The following is a 15566-nucleotide window of genomic DNA, read 5'->3' on the forward strand; positions in this document are numbered from 1 at the left end:
GTGCCGGACACTTTCGCACCGCACTGATCGGGCATTTATACTCAAGGGACACGGAGATTAATTGGGCATGAAGATAGTTCACATAGCAGACACGCATCTCGGATTGTCGGCATTTAACCGGGTCGATCCCGAAACCGGGATGAACCTGCGCGAACAGCTCATCTACGAAAATTTTCTTGCCGCCGTCGACCGGATCGTCGCCATGCGCCCCGATGCGCTCGTCCACGCGGGCGATCTCTTCCACCAGGTCAAGCCGAAGACCCGCGCCTACACGACGGCGCTCGACGCCCTCTCCCGCCTGCAGGATGCGGGAATCCCGGTGCTCGCGGTCGCGGGGAACCACAGCATGGCCAAGACCCGCTACACGGCATCCCCGTTCGAGGTGCTCGAGCGGGGCGGCTACCGGGCAACCGACTTCTACGTCGCCCACCACAACCGTTACCGCCGGGTGGAACTGGGGGACGCGGTCTTTCACCTGATACCGAACATGCTCGAGGCGGAGGGCTACCGGCGGGCGTTCAACGGGATCGAGTTCTCCTGCGGCACGAACGTCCTCGTCACCCATGGCCTTGCAAGCACCCTGAAAGACCGGCGGTTGCACACCGTCGCCGAGCACGAACTGGACGCGACGATCCTCTCGGACCGGTTCGACTATATAGCGCTCGGCCACTTCCACGGCCAGACCCAGGTCGCCGACAACGCCTGGTACAGCGGCTCGCTCGAACACTGCAACTACGGCGAGATCGCGGAGACCAAGGGGGGCCTCGCCGTGGACCTCGCGTCGGGAGAGGTCGGGCACATCGACCTCCCGCGCACTCCCATGATCAGCCTCGGCAGGATCAACTGCGATGGCCTCTCCGCCCGCGAGGTCGTGGACGAAGTCCTCGCTGCGGCCGATGGCGCCGGGCAGAAGACCGCCCGGGCGATCTGCCAGGTCACGCTTGATGGAATACGCCGCGAGACGCTCCGCGCGCTCGACCAGAAGGCCCTCACGGAGGTCAGGAGCCGGATGCTGGACCTCAAACTCCAGGTGCTCGCCGCCGACGATCCGTCCCGGATCTTCTATGAAGACTCGCTGGTCGGTCTCGACTACGTCGCCGAGTTCGAGCGCTTCGTGGAGAAGGAGCATCTTGCTCCCGGCGACGAGGAGTACGTGAAGAGGACCGGGATGGAGGTCCTCCGTTCGGTCATCGCCCACCACAAAGAGGGAGAGAATGCTGCTGAATAAGCTCCGGATGCGGAACTTCAAGCGGTTCCGCGACCAGGAGATCACCTTCCAGGACGGGATCACCGGGATCGTCGGGAACAACGGGACCGGCAAGAGCAGCATCGTGAGCGCCATCCTCTTCGCCCTCTACGGCCTCCAGGGGACGGGGCTCGACGGAAACTACATCGTCAGTTCCTTTGCGGGTCCGCAGGAGACCTGCGAGGTCCGCCTGGACTTCATCGCCGGCGGCAACGAGTATGCCGTCGTCCGCAGGTTCAGGCGCCGCCCGTCCTCAACCCACCACGAGGCCAGCCTCTACCTGAACCAGAGGCTCCTTGCAAACAGCGTCCAGAAGGTGGCGGAGGAGGTCCAGCGGGCCGTCGGGATGGGGCCGGGAGACTTCCGGAACACCATCTACGCCGGGCAGAAGGAACTCCTCACCCTGCTCGAGAGCAGGGCAGGGTCGCGGAAGGACTGGTTCATGCAGGTACTCGGCATCGACTACCTCCGAAAGGACAGCATGGAGGAGCTGAAGAAGGTCATCGACGCCCGGGAAGGAACCCTCCGCGAGATCTCGGGCCGCCTCCAGGAGCTTGACGTTGCGTCGGTTCAGGGCCGCCTCGCGGCACTCCGGACCGAACTCGCCCGTGCCGGGGAAGAGGCGGAGCAGGCAGGGGCAGGGGAGAGGGACGCCGCCGCGATGCTCGAAGGTGCCCGGCAGGAGCGCGACCGTCTGCTCGCCGTGCGCGACCGCTACCTGCACCTCGCACGGGAGGAGGAGATGTTCGCGGGTGAGATAGCCCGGCTCCGTACCGAGTGCGAGGCTGCGGAGGCTGAGATAGCGGCGCGCAGGAGACTGCAGCCCGAACTCGAAGACCTCGCCCCTCTCGCCGGGCGCTATGAGTCCCTGAAGGCAGAGGTCGCCGCGATGGCAGAGGCGAAGGCCGCTGCCGATCGCCTGACCCTCGAAGCGAACGCCGCGGCGGAGCAGGCACGGGAGTACGACGAGCGTTGCACGAGCGTCGAGGCCGAACTGGCCGCGCTCGCAGAGGACGAGGCGGCAGTTGCCGGGCTTGCCCGGAAGGTCGCCGACCGGCAGGCCCTCCGCGACAGGATTGCGGCGATGGCCGCGCTCCAGCCGGAGTACGACGCACTCCGCGAGGAACTCACCCGTATGGACGAACGGTTCTTCCAGACCGAGCGGCGCGTCGTGGAGAGCCGGCAGGAGATCGAGGAGATCGAGGAGAAGGCCCGGCGCCTCCGGGAGCTTGAAACGGAGGTCTCCAGTCTCGACGCTCTCCGCACCCGTGAAGAAGTCCTCCTCTCGGCCGCGGAGCATGCCCGGCAGGGAGAGCGGTGCCTGCAGGAGGTCCGCGCCGCTTCCGATGAGATGGTCCGGTTCGAGGGCGAGATCGCCGGCCTTGCCCGGCAGCTCGCCAGGATGGGCAGGATCGAGGAGGAGATCGAGTCCGCGGAGAGCAGAAGGGAGTATCTCGCTTCAAGGATCAGCGCGTGCGCCGAACGTCAGCAGACGATCCGCGAGGAGATCCGGCGGCTTGCCGGACACCACGCGGAGATCCTCACCGCGGGCCCGGAGGGGTCCTGCCCGACGTGCCACCAGAGCCTCGGCGAGCACTACGAGGAGCTGGTCGGCGACCTTGCCAGGGCCAGTGACTCGATGCAGAAGACGCTTGCCGGCCTCGAGCACGAGCACACGAGGGCGACCGCGGACCACCGGAGCCTCGTCGCCGCGCTGAAGGACCTTCAGGTACAGCGCATCGCCTTCCAGCGCATAAAAGAGCAGCACGCGCTCTACGCGTCCCGCTACGAGCAGGCCTCGGGCACCCTGCAGCGCTGGCAGGCCGAGGCGGACGGGTGCCGGGCGGCGATAGGGGCGCTCGGCCTTGAGGGATACGACCCTGCAGCGCACGCCGCTCTCAAGGAGCGGATCCGGGACCTATCGGGGAAACAGGCGGCGGCCGACACCCTCCGGGGCGCGTGCAGCCGTCTCGTGGCCCTGCAGGAGGAGCGGCAGCGGCTCATCGCCGAGGTCGAGGGCTACCTCGAACGCAAGGAGGGGATCGAGGAGAAGATCGCCCGGCTCGGGTTCGACCCGGAGGTCAGGCAGCGTCTGGAGGCGGAAGCCGGGGCGCTCGAGGCGTCTTACCGGGCATACACAGAGGCACAGGCCCGGCTTGCCCGGAGGCCGGCCCTCGAGGAGGAGCGGAGAGCAGTTGCCGCGAAGGCCGACGGGCTCCGGGAGAGGCTGCAGGCCGCGATGGACGAGCTCGGCCGGATCGCGTTCGACCCGGAGCGGTTCGCCCGCCTCGGCGAGGAGGGCAGCCGCGCCGAAGCGGCCTGCCGGAGGTCGCTCGAACTCCGTGTCCGCCTCGAGGAGGTCCCGAGGCTCGTTGAGGCGCTCGGGGCAAAGCAGGACCTCCTCGCGAGCAGGGAGGCCGACCGGCTCCGGGTGACGGGGGCGATCGGGGACCTCGGTTTCGACGAACGGCAGGTCGCGGCGGCAGAGGAGGCACTTCTGACCCGCGAGCGGGACCTTTCAGCCGCGCGGGAACTGACGTACGCGGTCGCCGCCCGGCTCGGCAGCCTGAAGGCGGAGGCCGAGGAGGCGACTGGAAGGCTCTCCCGGGCCGACGAACTCGCTCGCCGGCAGGAGGAGATCACCGAGGAGATCGGGCGGCTGAAACTGACCCGCTCGCTCATCCGGGACTACACCGAATACCTCCTGCAGGTGGTCAGGGACCGGATCGAGGAGGAGGCGGGGAGGGTGCTTGCCGAGATCACCGACGGCCGTTACGGCACGGTGATGCTCGACGACGACTTCACCGTCCTCGTCCACGACATGGGGGACGACTACCCGGCCGACCGGTTCAGCGGCGGAGAGCAGGACGATATCGCCATCGCCCTCCGGGTCGCCCTCTCCCGGTTCCTCGCCGAGGTGAACAGGGTGCACGACTCCACCTTCCTGATCTTCGACGAGATCTTCGGGAGCCAGGACGAAGGACGGCGGAACAACCTCTTGCGGGCACTCCGGACCCAGGAAGCCCATTTCCCGCAGATCCTCCTCATCTCCCACATCACGGAGGTCCAGGACGAGTTCTCGACGACGCTCATGGTCGAGATGGGCGCAGACCAGGCAAGCCGGGTCAGGGAGTTCGAATGACCGACCCGGAGACGCTCTACCGGGACGCGATCCGGCGGATTGCCGGGAGGATCCGCGAGACTGTCCCGGAAGACCTCGCGGGCCGGTTTGCAACCGCCGGAGGGTTTGACGCGCCCTCATACCGGCACTGCCGGGGCAAGTTCGACGGTGCCGTCTGCGCGGTGGACGGGAGCAACAGCATCATCCTCGATGCCGGCAGTTTTGCCGTTGCCGCCGTCCGGGCGTCGGTCAGCACCTATGCCGGGAATACGCGCCTCTGCCACCGGACGACGCCGCTTTACGTCGTCACGGTCAACCCGGGCGCCGGAAACGAGGACTTCGATACGCTCTTTTACGACTGCTTCCACTGCTCCCCGAAGGCGCACCTCGACCACGACGACCCGGTCAGGAACACCGCCGTCATGCGGGATACTCTCGAGTACTGGGCGGCGACGGAGATGGCTGCGGAGCTCGATGCCGGGGACCTCATCGTCCTCGACGGTACGCTTCAGGTCCGCCACGCAAGCCACGACGAGGTCATCGAGAGCCTCTTAAACCTCTGCAACCTCCGGGGAGTCCTGATCGCCGCGGTGACGAAACGGACATCGCTCACCTGGGGAGGAGGGTACCCGATCGTCCCGGCGGCAGAGGGGCTCGCCCGCGATCTCTCTGTCCCTGAACCCTGGTACCTCTGCGTCTCCGCGGACGGGGGCCTGATCGACCGGCAGGAGACACGGTCCTGGAAGCAGCGGGGCGAGCAGTACGTCGCGAGGCTCCACCGGCGGGCGGACCGGGCGTTCAAGGTGGAGATACCGAAGTTCTACAGCCCGGAGAAGGTCGAGCGGGTCTTCTCAGCGCTTGCGTCCTTTGCCGACGACGGGCGGGTCACGGGCTACCCCTACCCGCTCCTCGACGCCCACCAGACCACCAAGATCGGGAGGGATGCGATCGAGCAGGTCCGCCAGAACATCATCAGAGAGATGGACCTGCTCGGCATGAACCTCGCCGACTACACCGGCATCTTCGGTGACTACCATGATGAGTTTGATCGATATTGACGGCGACGACGCCTCGAAGTACCGCCTGATCGGGGATCGGGTGCTCAGTTACCGGTTTGCTGCTCCCCACGACGAGGAACTCTACCTCGGAGACGTCTTGAAGATCACCGACCGTGTCAAGGGACTGACGTTCTTTGCGAAAGTGAGCGACCTCCTCCACGCCTGCAACTTCTCCGACCCGAAATGGGACACCCGCCCCCACACCGAGCACTTCTACGGGATAGGGGAGGATGTCTTCATCCTGGTCGAGGCGATACCGCTCGGCTACGTCGGGGAAGATGGTGGCTTCCGGAAGCCCAGGACGCTCCCCGCGAAGTTCTCCCGCGTGGAACGGCCGGAGTCCCGCGACTTCGCGTTCCTCGCGCAGGTGATGGGCGGGATCGAGGTCGGCATGATGAAGACGGGCCAGGATGTCCTGCAGGACGTGAGGGTGGCGCTTCACGCGGCGGTGATGCGACAGCACATGGGCGTCTTTGCGACGACCGGGATGGGGAAGAGCAACTTCATGAAGGTCTTCTGCGCCTCCTGCATGCGGGCGCGGGAGTTCGGGCTCCTCATCGTCGACCCGCACGGCGAGTACGTGGCGGGAGGGCGGTCGTCGAGCGGGGAGGCAACGCAGGGGCTCCTGCACTACCAGGCCGGCCGGGACGGGCTTGCCGTCTTCTCCACCCGCGAGGAGTCGTTCAGGAGGAAATACGTGCTCGACCAGCTCTATCTCGACTACGACGACTTCCAGATGCCCGACCTCCTCCTCCTCTATGAGCACTCCCCGCCCCAGCGCGAGGTCGTGGAGATGCTCGAGAGCGTACCGGGCTCGGATGTGATCGACTTCTTCCAGGAGATCGACGCCGCAACCTTCGATGCCGATACCTACGCCGGCCCGCACAGGGGGATCGCGAAGGATCTCAAAAACTTCTCCGCGAGCACGCTCTCCGTGATGCAGCGGCGCATTACGGGCATGCTCGCCCGGAACCGGGGCTTCCTCAGGAGACAGGGCTCCTCAATCCCGGACATCATGAAGGCTCTGCACGAGAACAAGGTCGTCCTGATCGATATCCCGGGCATGAGCGAGCAGAGCGAGCTCTTCGTCCTCTCGATCATAACCCGCAGGATCATGCGCAGCCACCAGGGCGAAGACGCGAGGGGCGCCGGGGAGTTAAAACAGGTGCTGATCACCATCGAGGAGGCCCAGCGGGTGCTGGGGCCGGGAACCGGGAGCACCCGGATATTCCGGGAGGCCGCGATGGAAGGGCGGAAGTTCGGTGTCGGGCTCTGCGTGGTCACCCAGCAGCCGAAGAACATCGACGCCCGGGTCCTCGCGCAGCTGAACACCTTCGTGGTGATGGGGCTCTCGGATCGGGGAGACCGCGACATCATCGCGAGCAGCGCTAAACAGGACCTCTCGCGCCTGGACACGGAGATTCAGACGCTTGAAGCGGGGGAGGCGGTCATCAGCACCATCGGGATTCCCTTCCCGGTGAGCACCCGGATCCATCTCTTCGAGGACTACATCCAGGACCTCACGAGAAGACCGGGAGCGAGACCGATCGACGACGGGCTCGATAAATCATTTTAAACGCAACAGACGAAGGTGATTGGGGCAGGAAACTTTCCCGTTTCCGCCGTCCCTTCACTGAACTGCTTGGCGCACAAAGGCGTCAGGATTGCTGATTTTTCTCTACTTTCCGGATGGAAACGCAGTTGATGACAGCGTCTCCGGTCAGGATATAGCGTTTGACGACGGTTCCGAGCACCTCGACCACATCCCCCTTCTTCACGTCCTCTGCCGGCGAGGTGAACATCTTGACCGATATCTCACCGGTTCGGTCGGCGACGAGGAACTGCGGTCGGTTGAGGAATTGGAAGTAAGCCCGCTCGACGACACCCTTTAAGCGCACCGGTTCGCCGAGCATGTTTAAGTTGATCTCCCGTACCCGGACGTTCTTTGCTTCCGCTTCATAGACCGGCACCAGCGACGCATACTGCGACTGGCTCATGTAGTTGAGAGCCATCGGTATGACGACCAGCATGACGGCTGCCGGAACAGCCCAGATCAGCGAGGAGAGATCCCCGGTACCGAGGACATAGATCGCAATCAGGGCCATAAAAAAGAGGAAGACGGCCACCGTAACGGCCGTCACCCTCACTCTAACATCTCCGATTTGCATCGTCAATCAGGTTTTACTTGAGGGCTGCAATTTCCTTTCTGAACGCGACCCAGTAGAGGACACCGACGAAGAACAGACCGCCGACGATGTTGCCAAGCGTGGCCACAATCACGTTGTTGGTCCACAGGCCCACCCAGTTGACTGTCTCGACTGCCTTTGTGGGGTCGATTCCCGTGCAGAAGATACCCGTCGAGATGAAGTACATGTTTGCAATGCTGTGCTCGAACCCGCTGGCAACGAATGCGAAGATCGGGAACCAGATACCGACGATCTTGCCGATCGCATCGTCTGCACATATACCGAGCAGGATAGCGAGGTTGACGAGCCAGTTACAGGCGATTGCCTTGAGGAAGAGCGACCAGATGCCCATGGCACCGACGTAACTCGTCTTCGCGGTTGCTATGGCAATCGCTCTTGCACCAAACGCGGTGAGCGTCGCGGTTCCGGCGGCATCGAAGCTGACACAGGGCCCGTATGCCATAATATACGCGAAGATAACCGACCCGATGAAGTTGCCGATATATACCCAGAGCCAGAGGTTGAGCACGCTCGCCCAGCTGATCCTGTGGATGAAGGCCGCCATGGGCGCGAGCATCGCGTCACCGGTGAAGAGCTCGGCACCGGTCATGACCGTGATGATAAGCCCCACAGGGAAGACAGCACCCAGGATGAACTGGGCAAATCCGGGACTCGCCATACCGAACCGCATCGCGACGTCGGATGCCTGAACACCGGTCGAACAGACCGTTGCAAGGGCACCACCCATTGCGATGTAGGCTCCTGATAAGACACCACGCAGGACCATATTCCATGCCGGCAGTCCGGTCTTGTACTTACCGGCATCACCCGCTTTTGCTACGATAGCAACTGGAGGATGGAACACCATTTTTCATACACCTCTCTAAACGTCCTACCTATACCATCAAGTAATCAGACTGTATAGGTCTAATTAATCAGTAATCAGAGAGTGCTATTAATAGGTTTCGAAATGATCGCCGTGTCGCGGAGACATTACCTCGTTTCAGGCATTTATCGCGACTGTAAGTTAATTTCCATAGTTAAACATGATGAATCGATAAATATTGATTTAGCCCTGAGTTTAGAGACCACGCAGAATATAGGTAGTTTCAGGGCGATGATCGGTGGCATCTTGGGAGCAGGCCCGCCGGGCCCCCGGAGACAGCCCGTTCCCCGTCCGCAGTGTCGAAAATGCGATCATGCCCTGCCGTTCCGCCTGCGCGCGAAGGAGCGCTCCGGAAACGGTTCCGCGGCAAGGCAGCCCGGCCGGCCTGAAACAAGGGTAGAAATGCGCTCATTCTGGTGTCCGGCCGGGTTCCTTCCAGCGTCTCGCCTCAAACGCGACGGAAAGGAGGCCTGCCCCGGACTCCTGTGGTGCCGCATATTGCTGGCCTGCGGCTACTCTCCGATAAAAACTCACCCGGCTGATGCGATTCGCTGGAGCTCTCACCATAATGGCGTATTACCCTCAGAATGTGGCCGATGGAGGCTTTAAAGCCATTCAGGCGCTATAGAATGAGCCTGAGGCGCCTCGGGAGGACGTACGCCGGCCCTTTAGAGGCGGGCACAAAAGGGTGGGGAGCGAGAAACCCGTTTAGGGCTGCGCGCTCGCTCTCGCCCTTCCCGGGCGCTCGAGTCCCGTCATTCGGGCCTTTCGGGGCGTCGCTTACTCGCACCTGACGGTGCTCGAACTCCGCTCCTTGCGGGGCGCCGCTTACTCGCACCTGACAGTGCTCGAACTCCGCCCCTTTCGGGGCGCCGCTTACTCGCACCTGATGGTGCTCGAACTCCGCTCCTTGCGGGGCGCCGCTTACTCGCACCTGACAGTGCTCGAACTCCGCCCCTTTCGGGGCGTCGTTACTTGAACACATCGAAGATCTGGTCGCTCCCGGTTGCGATGAGCCTGTCGCGTTCCGAGCTCTCCTCGACGAGCGCGAGCACCGGCGGGGTCATATCCTCGCCCGGGTGGAACCCGAAGAGCTTCTCGAGATCGGTCTGGATGGCGTGGAGGAAGACCGAGTTCGAGATCTCCACGGGGCAGAGTTCCTCGCACTGGCCGCAGTTGACGCAGGAGTCGGAGATGTGCGCGAACCGGATGAGGTGGAACATGAACGGCGGCGGGATCACGCCGGGTTCGACGAGATAATCCTTCTTCACGCTGCAATCGACGCAGTAGCAGACCGGGCAGTTCTCGATGCAGGAGTAGCACTTGATGCACCGGGAGGTCTGCTCGCGGATCTTGTTCAGGCGTTCCGTGCCCTCACCGAGCGCTCCGAAGTAGCGTTCCCGCCATTTGTCGCCGAGCTTCAGCATCGCGTTCTCGACCTTGCCGCGGATCTCGATACCCTTCGGGTTCGCGGGCTCGTTCGCCAGCGCGCCGGCCTTCACGGCACTGTTGAAGAGGTTGGCGCCCTTCTCGGAGCAGACCTCGACGAAGGTGGCCTTGCCGGCCTTCTCGCCGATGACCCCCCAGTTGCCGCAGGCGAGGTCCGCCTGGCGCGGGATCTTGATCTTGCAGCGGCGGCAGTTGCTGCGGCGGCCGAGCCCCTCGTTCCCGAGGAGGTCTTCCGCCCCCTCTTCGAGCTCGTCGATCGAGACTGCGGCGTGCTCGCCGTCTTTTGTGATGACGATGAACTTGCCTTTGTCGATCTCCTCCTTGACGACATCGTCAGGGTCGAGGCCGAGCTTCTCGCGGACGATGATCCGTGCTATCTCCGGCCGGATGGTGCCGCCGCAGTTGAGGCCGATGATGATGATGTTGTCCAGGTTGACCTGGTTGCGCTTGGCCATCTCGTACATCGCCTTGACCTCGCAGCCCTTGAGGACCGTCGCGATCCGCATGTCCGGGTCGGTCGCGAGGAGACAACGGCGCATCTGCTTGGGGAGGAGGAGGGTGCCGCAGTGGAGCGACCCGGCAATCCCGCCGATCTCGGCGGGGTCGGTGATCAGGGCCGGCATCGCGTCATAGACGTCCGCGCCCTTCCTGACCGCAAAGACCCCGTCGACCATACCGCTCTCAAGAGCGTGACGCAGCAGCGCGGTAACCGCCCCGCCGGTCTCCGCCTTCTCCCGGAGACCCTCGTCTGTCGTCCATGCATAGAGTAAATCGCCTTTTCCTGCCATCTCTCACACCTCCGCAATCTTCTCGACCTTCACCGAACACGCTTTGAACTCCGGGATCTTGGCGATGGGGTCGAGCGCGTTGTGGGTCAGTCTATTCGCCGGATGCTCCTTGTAGTGGAACGGGATGAACATGACCCCCTTGATGATCTCCGGGGTGACCCGGGCGGGGATATCGATGGACCCGCGGCGGGTGCTCGCCCGGACGACCTCCTTGTCGCTGATGCCGAGCTCCTGTGCATCCTCGGGGTTGATCTCGATCCAGCCGATGGGCGCCTCCTTCTCAAGGCTCCACGACCGGCGGGTCATGGTGCCGGTGTGCCACTGCCAGATGACCCGCCCGGTGGTGAGGACGTAGGGGTACTCGGCGTCCGGGACCTCGGCGGGCGGTTTCCACTCGATGGGCGAGAAGACCCCGAGCCCGTCGGGCATGGCGAACTTCTCTTTGTGGAGGATCGGGGTACCCGGGTGCTCCTCGGTCGGGCAGGGCCAGTGCAGGCCGTCCGGGTCGAGGCGGCCATAGGACATGCCGTGATAGGACGGGGTGACGGCGGCGACCTCGTTGAAGATCGCTTCGGGGCTCTCGAACGCAAACTGCTTCTCGTAGCCCATCCGCTTCCCGAGCTCGCAGAGGATCTGCCAGTCGGGCTTCGCCTCGCCCGGCGGGTCCTGGGCCTTCTTCCAGCGCTGGACACGTCGTTCGGTGTTCGTCTGGGTGCCGTCCTTCTCTGCGTAGCAGGCGGCAGGCAGGACCACATCGGCCATCGCGGCGGTCTCGGTCATGAAGATGTCCTGGACGACCAGGAACTCCAGGTTCTTAAGCCCGTGCTCGACATGGGTGAGGTCCGGGTCGGAGAGCATCGGGTTCTCGCCCATGATGTACATGCACTTGAGCTCGCCGGGCTTGTCGGCGAGGATGTTGACCATCTCGGTGACGGTGTAGCCGACCTTGCCCTCGGCGAGCCTGTCGACGCCCCACATCTCCTTCATCTTCTGTTGAGCCGGCTCGTCGGTGACCTTCTGGTAGCCGGAGTAGACGTTCGGGAGGGCTCCCATGTCGCAGGCGCCCTGGACGTTGTTCTGGCCGCGGAGCGGGTTGACGCCGGCGCCGGGCTTGCCCAGGTTACCGGTGAGCATCATCAGGTTCGCGGTCGATTTGACGTTGTCGACGCCGACGGTGTGCTGGGTGATCCCCATCGAGTAGATGAGCGTGGCGGGCTTGCTGGTCCCGATCAATTCAGCGGCGGTCCTGAGGCTCTCGACCGGGATGCCTGAGGTCTTCGAGACGTTCTCAAGGCTGTAGGCGTCCTTCATGACGACTTCCTTGAGTTTCTCGAAGTCTTTGGTCCGGTTCGCGATGAACTCCTTGTCCTCCCAGCCGTTCTTGATGATCTCCTGCATCAGGCCGTTCAAGATGGCCACGTCCGTCCCGGAGACGAACGGCAAATAAAGGTCCGCCTGCTTGGCGGTCGGAGTGTAGCGTGGGTCGGCGTAGATGAGCTTGCCGCCGCTCTCCTTGGCACGGATGATGCTCCGCCCGATGAGCGGGTGCTGCTCGAAGGTGTTGGACCCGATGATGAAGATGCACTTCGACTCGGAGATATCCTGAATCGAGTTCGTCATCGCGCCGGACCCGAAGACCGTCGCAAGGCCCGCGACGGTGGATGAGTGGCAAAGCCGGGCGCAGTGGTCGATGTTCGGCGTCTTGAGGACCGCCCGCGCGAACTTCTGCATCAGGTAGTTCTCCTCGTTCGATGTCCGGGCGGAAGAGAGGCAGGCCGTCTCTTCGGGCTTGTAGGATCCGAACTTCTCTGCGATCAGGTCATACGCCTCATCCCAGGTCGCCTCGACGAATTTACCGTCCTTCTTGATGAGCGGCTTTGTCAGGCGGTCGGGACTGTTGACGAACTCATGAGCGTACCGTCCTTTGGGGCAGAGTTTGCCCCCGTTGACGGGCGCACGCTGCCAGTGCGCCACGTCGAAGACCTTGCCGTCCCTCACGACAAGGTTAAACCCGCACCCGGTGCCGCAGTACGGGCATGTCGTCGATACATACTTGATATCCATTCTTGCTCCCTCTGGCAGGGACTACATAACGCCTGAATTATATAATGTACGTGGTCTTGCCGGGAATATCGGTGGGTTGCAGGGAGAATCCGCATCAAAGGCTGCCCTGGATAACAAGTGCCACCGCGAGCGTGACGATCCCGGCCGCCGAGAGCGGCAGGGTGTAGTTTCGCACCACCCCACCGAAGTCGTCGCCGGTCGTCCGCTTGAGCAGCCAGAAGAAGGGATCGCTCACGTAGGAGAACATGAACGCCCCTGCGGAGATCATGAGCACCAGCGCGAGCGGGTCGATCGCCATAGCGGCCGGGGTCGTGGAGAGGACGGTCGCGGTGACGGCCGCGGTGACGACCCTCGAGCCCTGTGCCGCCTGCACCAGGGCGGCGACGACGAACGGGAGGAGCGTGATGGGGAGATAGTCCTGGACCAGGGCGGTCACGTCGCCGGGGAACGTGCTCGCGGCGATGACGCCGCCGAACGCCCCGGCACCGGCGAGGTCGAAGATGATGATCCCGGCGTTCTTCGTCCCCCGGGCAAGGGCCTTCTCCCGCACGTCGGCCGGAACGGTGGCAAGGGCGGCAAAGAGCCCGGCAAGAAGGGCCAGGTTGATGTTTGAAAGGAGATGCAGCGCGGGGACCAGAGACCCGATCGCGAGCGCGAGGACGATGACCAGGAACGGCAGCCAGGCCCGCAGGCTCCGCCCGCCCGCCGGGTGGACAGGGTCTGCCGGCAGCGCCGCGGGCGTGCCGCGGGCACGCAGGGCGACGAGGAGGCCGGCAAGGAGGAGGAGGGAGACCGGCAGGGCGACGAGGTCGATCTCCCAAGGCCGCCCGGCAAAGAGGCCGAGTGTCGTTATGGTAGAGTAGACCACGGGAGCGGGGTAGAGGAGCACATAGGAGATCATCCCGGCGACGCCGGCGCAGTAGAGGAGGGTCCTGGATGCCTGCCGGTCGGGCTGGAGGTGCGCGAGGATGGGGGCGAGGATGACGAACGAGGTGATGCCGCACATCAGCGGGACGGAGAGGAGGTAGCCGGCCGCTCCTGCCGTGGCGAGGGGGCGGCGCACCAGGCCCCGGATATCGGCGACGATATCCGCGATCCGGCCGCTCTCGCGGAGGACCTGGGCGATACCGACCCCACAGAAGATGACGATACCAAGTATGGCAAAGATCCTGCCGGCGCCGCCCGTGATCGCCGCAACAAGCGTCTCCCCCGGCATCCCGGCGAGGAGGCCGAAGAGGACGGATGTCCCGACCAGGGTGAGGAACGGGGGGAGGTGATACCTGAGCGAGGCGACGGTGATCACGACGAGGGCGACGACGAAGGGGATGAGGGTATCCATCGGTCTTCCGTTGACGGCACTGAATTATAAGGCCTGCCGGTCCGTATCCTGCTCCATCTTGCGGCGTGCTTCGGCGATCCGGGCATCCGCGATCTCGCGGTACTCCGGGTCGATCTCAAACCCGATGTAGTCCGCACCGAGAGCGAGCGCCGCAAGGGCCGTGCTCCCGATGCCCATGAAGGGGTCGAGGACCAGCGTCCCCGGCCGGCAGCCGTGGAGCCGGATGCACATCTCCGGAAGTTTCTCCGGGAAACTGGTCGGGTGGGGCCGCGAGGAGCGGATGGTCCGGTAGGGGATGAACCAGGTGTTCCCCCGGTCGCGGAGGTCGCGCTCCGCCGCTTTCCAGCGGCCGATGTTGCTCTTGTCCTGGTAGGGGACGCCGACACCCAGTTTGTCGAGGGCGACGCTTCCTTTCTTCGTGAAGTGGAAGATGTGCTCGTGGCACTGGCTGAGATACCGGGAGCTGTTCACCGGCTGGTAATGGCCGACGGCGATATCTCCGGCGATCTTCTCGTATCCGCCCACATCCTCCTTCTCGATCGCGATCGCCTTGACCCAGTGGATGACGTTCTGCAGCTCGAAGTAGGAGCGGAACCGCTGGACGGCGTCGAAGGGGATCCAGGGGTCCCGGGGCTTGCCGCCGATGTTGAGGAAGAACGAACCGTCGTCGGCGAGGACCCGCGCCGCTCCGGCGGCGACCTCCCCCAGCCAGTCGAGGTAGTCATCCCGGGGCTGCCGGTCGTTGTAGGACCGGTACTCCTTCCCGATGTTGTAGGGCGGCGAGGTCACGATGATCTCGACGGAGCCCGCTGGAAGGCGCTGCATGCCCTCTATGCAGTCCATCGTGTGGATGGTGTTGACGGCAAGCCCGCCGGGTCCCCCTGCCTCTCTCTCCTCTTCTGCCACTCCGATCATTAACTGGTTTGCGGTCCTCCGCAAAAAGGTGAACGAACCGTGATGGGCAGGAGCATCAGGGGGCGTCGCCGCCCAGCACCTTCTGCCGCATCCTCTCAAGCGCATCGACGAAGTCTTCGACCTCGTAGGGGTTGAGGTCCCCGCCTCCGGAGCCTTCACGCTCGAGGTACACGACCTGGAGGAGCGCGTCTTTGAGGATCTCAAGGCGGCTCTCCGGCGGGAGGATGATCTCGAACCGGTGGAAGATCCGGTCCGAGACGCAGACGAAGTCGCCGTGCATGGACGCGAACATGAGGATCTCGTCTGCGGAAGGGACGTCGCCCTGGTTCACCTCGACTTCCAGGACCGCCGGTGAAACCGCGGGAGTATCGACGCTCTCTTCTCCAAAACAGCGGGTGACCCTGATCTTCGTGGCTGCTCCTCCGGTTTCGGCTGAAGTATTCTCTACGGCAGATAATATAGTTGTGATGGCGGCGCGGGGTGCTTTTTTCACCTGCCATCATCCGTGCCGGCC

General features: G+C 63.9%; 11 protein-coding genes. 4 read left to right on the forward strand and 7 right to left on the reverse strand.

The genetic code is table 11. From position 1 onward, the window contains the following. Window positions 1–67 precede the first annotated feature (67 nt). Genes F8E02_RS11530 through F8E02_RS11545 form a run of 4 tightly spaced genes read left to right on the forward strand, consistent with a single transcriptional unit; the run spans window position 68 to window position 7001 of the window. The gene (locus F8E02_RS11530; protein WP_317065734.1) at window positions 68–1228 is read left to right on the forward strand and encodes a metallophosphoesterase family protein; all 1161 of its coding nucleotides are present in this window, start codon (window positions 68–70) and stop codon (window positions 1226–1228) included. Beyond that, window positions 1215–4388 carry an SMC family ATPase gene (locus F8E02_RS11535; RefSeq protein ID WP_317065735.1) on the forward strand — a complete coding sequence of 1058 codons (3174 nt, stop codon included), beginning with the start codon at window positions 1215–1217 and terminating at the stop codon, window positions 4386–4388. Before F8E02_RS11530 ends, F8E02_RS11535 begins: the two co-directional genes overlap by 14 nt. Further along, the gene (locus F8E02_RS11540; RefSeq protein WP_317065736.1) at window positions 4385–5425 is read left to right on the forward strand and encodes a DNA double-strand break repair nuclease NurA; all 1041 of its coding nucleotides are present in this window, start codon (window positions 4385–4387) and stop codon (window positions 5423–5425) included. The genes F8E02_RS11535 and F8E02_RS11540 overlap by 4 nt, the downstream gene beginning before the upstream one ends. After that, the gene (locus tag F8E02_RS11545) at window positions 5403–7001 is read left to right on the forward strand and encodes an ATP-binding protein (protein ID WP_317065737.1); all 1599 of its coding nucleotides are present in this window, start codon (window positions 5403–5405) and stop codon (window positions 6999–7001) included. The genes F8E02_RS11540 and F8E02_RS11545 overlap by 23 nt, the downstream gene beginning before the upstream one ends. 82 nt (window positions 7002–7083) lie before the next feature. Here the strand turns inward: F8E02_RS11545 and F8E02_RS11550 are convergent, their stop codons facing one another. The 7 genes from F8E02_RS11550 to F8E02_RS11580 all read right to left on the reverse strand — a co-directional run bounded on the left by F8E02_RS11550 (window position 7084) and on the right by F8E02_RS11580 (window position 15545). Beyond that, window positions 7084–7593: an OB-fold nucleic acid binding domain-containing protein gene (locus F8E02_RS11550; RefSeq protein WP_317065738.1), complete on the reverse strand. Its 510-nt coding sequence runs from the start codon at window positions 7591–7593 to the stop codon at window positions 7084–7086. Between the two features lie 13 nt (window positions 7594–7606). Continuing rightward, entirely contained in the window at window positions 7607–8479 is an 873-nt protein-coding gene (locus F8E02_RS11555; protein WP_317065739.1) for a formate/nitrite transporter family protein, read from the reverse strand. Between the two features lie 989 nt (window positions 8480–9468). Next, window positions 9469–10734, reverse strand: a complete 1266-nt coding sequence (locus F8E02_RS11560) for a Coenzyme F420 hydrogenase/dehydrogenase, beta subunit C-terminal domain (RefSeq protein WP_317065740.1) — start codon at window positions 10732–10734, stop codon at window positions 9469–9471. Window positions 10735–10737: 3 nt separating this feature from the next. Continuing rightward, a complete protein-coding gene (gene fdhF / locus F8E02_RS11565; protein ID WP_317065741.1) occupies window positions 10738–12798 on the reverse strand; it encodes a formate dehydrogenase subunit alpha in 2061 nt (686 codons plus the stop codon). A 94-nt stretch (window positions 12799–12892) separates the two neighbouring features. Beyond that, entirely contained in the window at window positions 12893–14137 is a 1245-nt protein-coding gene (locus F8E02_RS11570; protein ID WP_317065742.1) for a GntP family permease, read from the reverse strand. A gap of 24 nt (window positions 14138–14161) precedes the next feature. Continuing rightward, window positions 14162–15052, reverse strand: a complete 891-nt coding sequence (locus tag F8E02_RS11575; protein WP_317065743.1) for a DNA-methyltransferase — start codon at window positions 15050–15052, stop codon at window positions 14162–14164. Window positions 15053–15107: 55 nt separating this feature from the next. Beyond that, window positions 15108–15545, reverse strand: a complete 438-nt coding sequence (locus F8E02_RS11580; protein ID WP_317065744.1) for a hypothetical protein — start codon at window positions 15543–15545, stop codon at window positions 15108–15110. Window positions 15546–15566: the final 21 nt, after the last annotated feature.

This window comes from Methanoculleus caldifontis, assembly GCF_032842345.1.
Classification (GTDB): domain Archaea; phylum Halobacteriota; class Methanomicrobia; order Methanomicrobiales; family Methanoculleaceae; genus Methanoculleus; species Methanoculleus caldifontis.

Coding starts and splice junctions, on each gene's coding strand:
- F8E02_RS11540 (WP_317065736.1), top strand. CDS start 4,385: ATGACCGACCCGGAGACGCTCTACCGGGACGCGATCCGGCGGATTGCC.
- F8E02_RS11560 (WP_317065740.1), bottom strand. CDS start 10,734: ATGGCAGGAAAAGGCGATTTACTCTATGCATGGACGACAGACGAGGGT.
- F8E02_RS11535 (WP_317065735.1), top strand. CDS start 1,215: ATGCTGCTGAATAAGCTCCGGATGCGGAACTTCAAGCGGTTCCGCGAC.
- F8E02_RS11555 (WP_317065739.1), bottom strand. CDS start 8,479: ATGGTGTTCCATCCTCCAGTTGCTATCGTAGCAAAAGCGGGTGATGCC.
- F8E02_RS11570 (WP_317065742.1), bottom strand. CDS start 14,137: ATGGATACCCTCATCCCCTTCGTCGTCGCCCTCGTCGTGATCACCGTC.
- fdhF (WP_317065741.1), bottom strand. CDS start 12,798: ATGGATATCAAGTATGTATCGACGACATGCCCGTACTGCGGCACCGGG.
- F8E02_RS11530 (WP_317065734.1), top strand. CDS start 68: ATGAAGATAGTTCACATAGCAGACACGCATCTCGGATTGTCGGCATTT.
- F8E02_RS11575 (WP_317065743.1), bottom strand. CDS start 15,052: ATGATCGGAGTGGCAGAAGAGGAGAGAGAGGCAGGGGGACCCGGCGGG.
- F8E02_RS11545 (WP_317065737.1), top strand. CDS start 5,403: ATGATGAGTTTGATCGATATTGACGGCGACGACGCCTCGAAGTACCGC.
- F8E02_RS11550 (WP_317065738.1), bottom strand. CDS start 7,593: ATGCAAATCGGAGATGTTAGAGTGAGGGTGACGGCCGTTACGGTGGCC.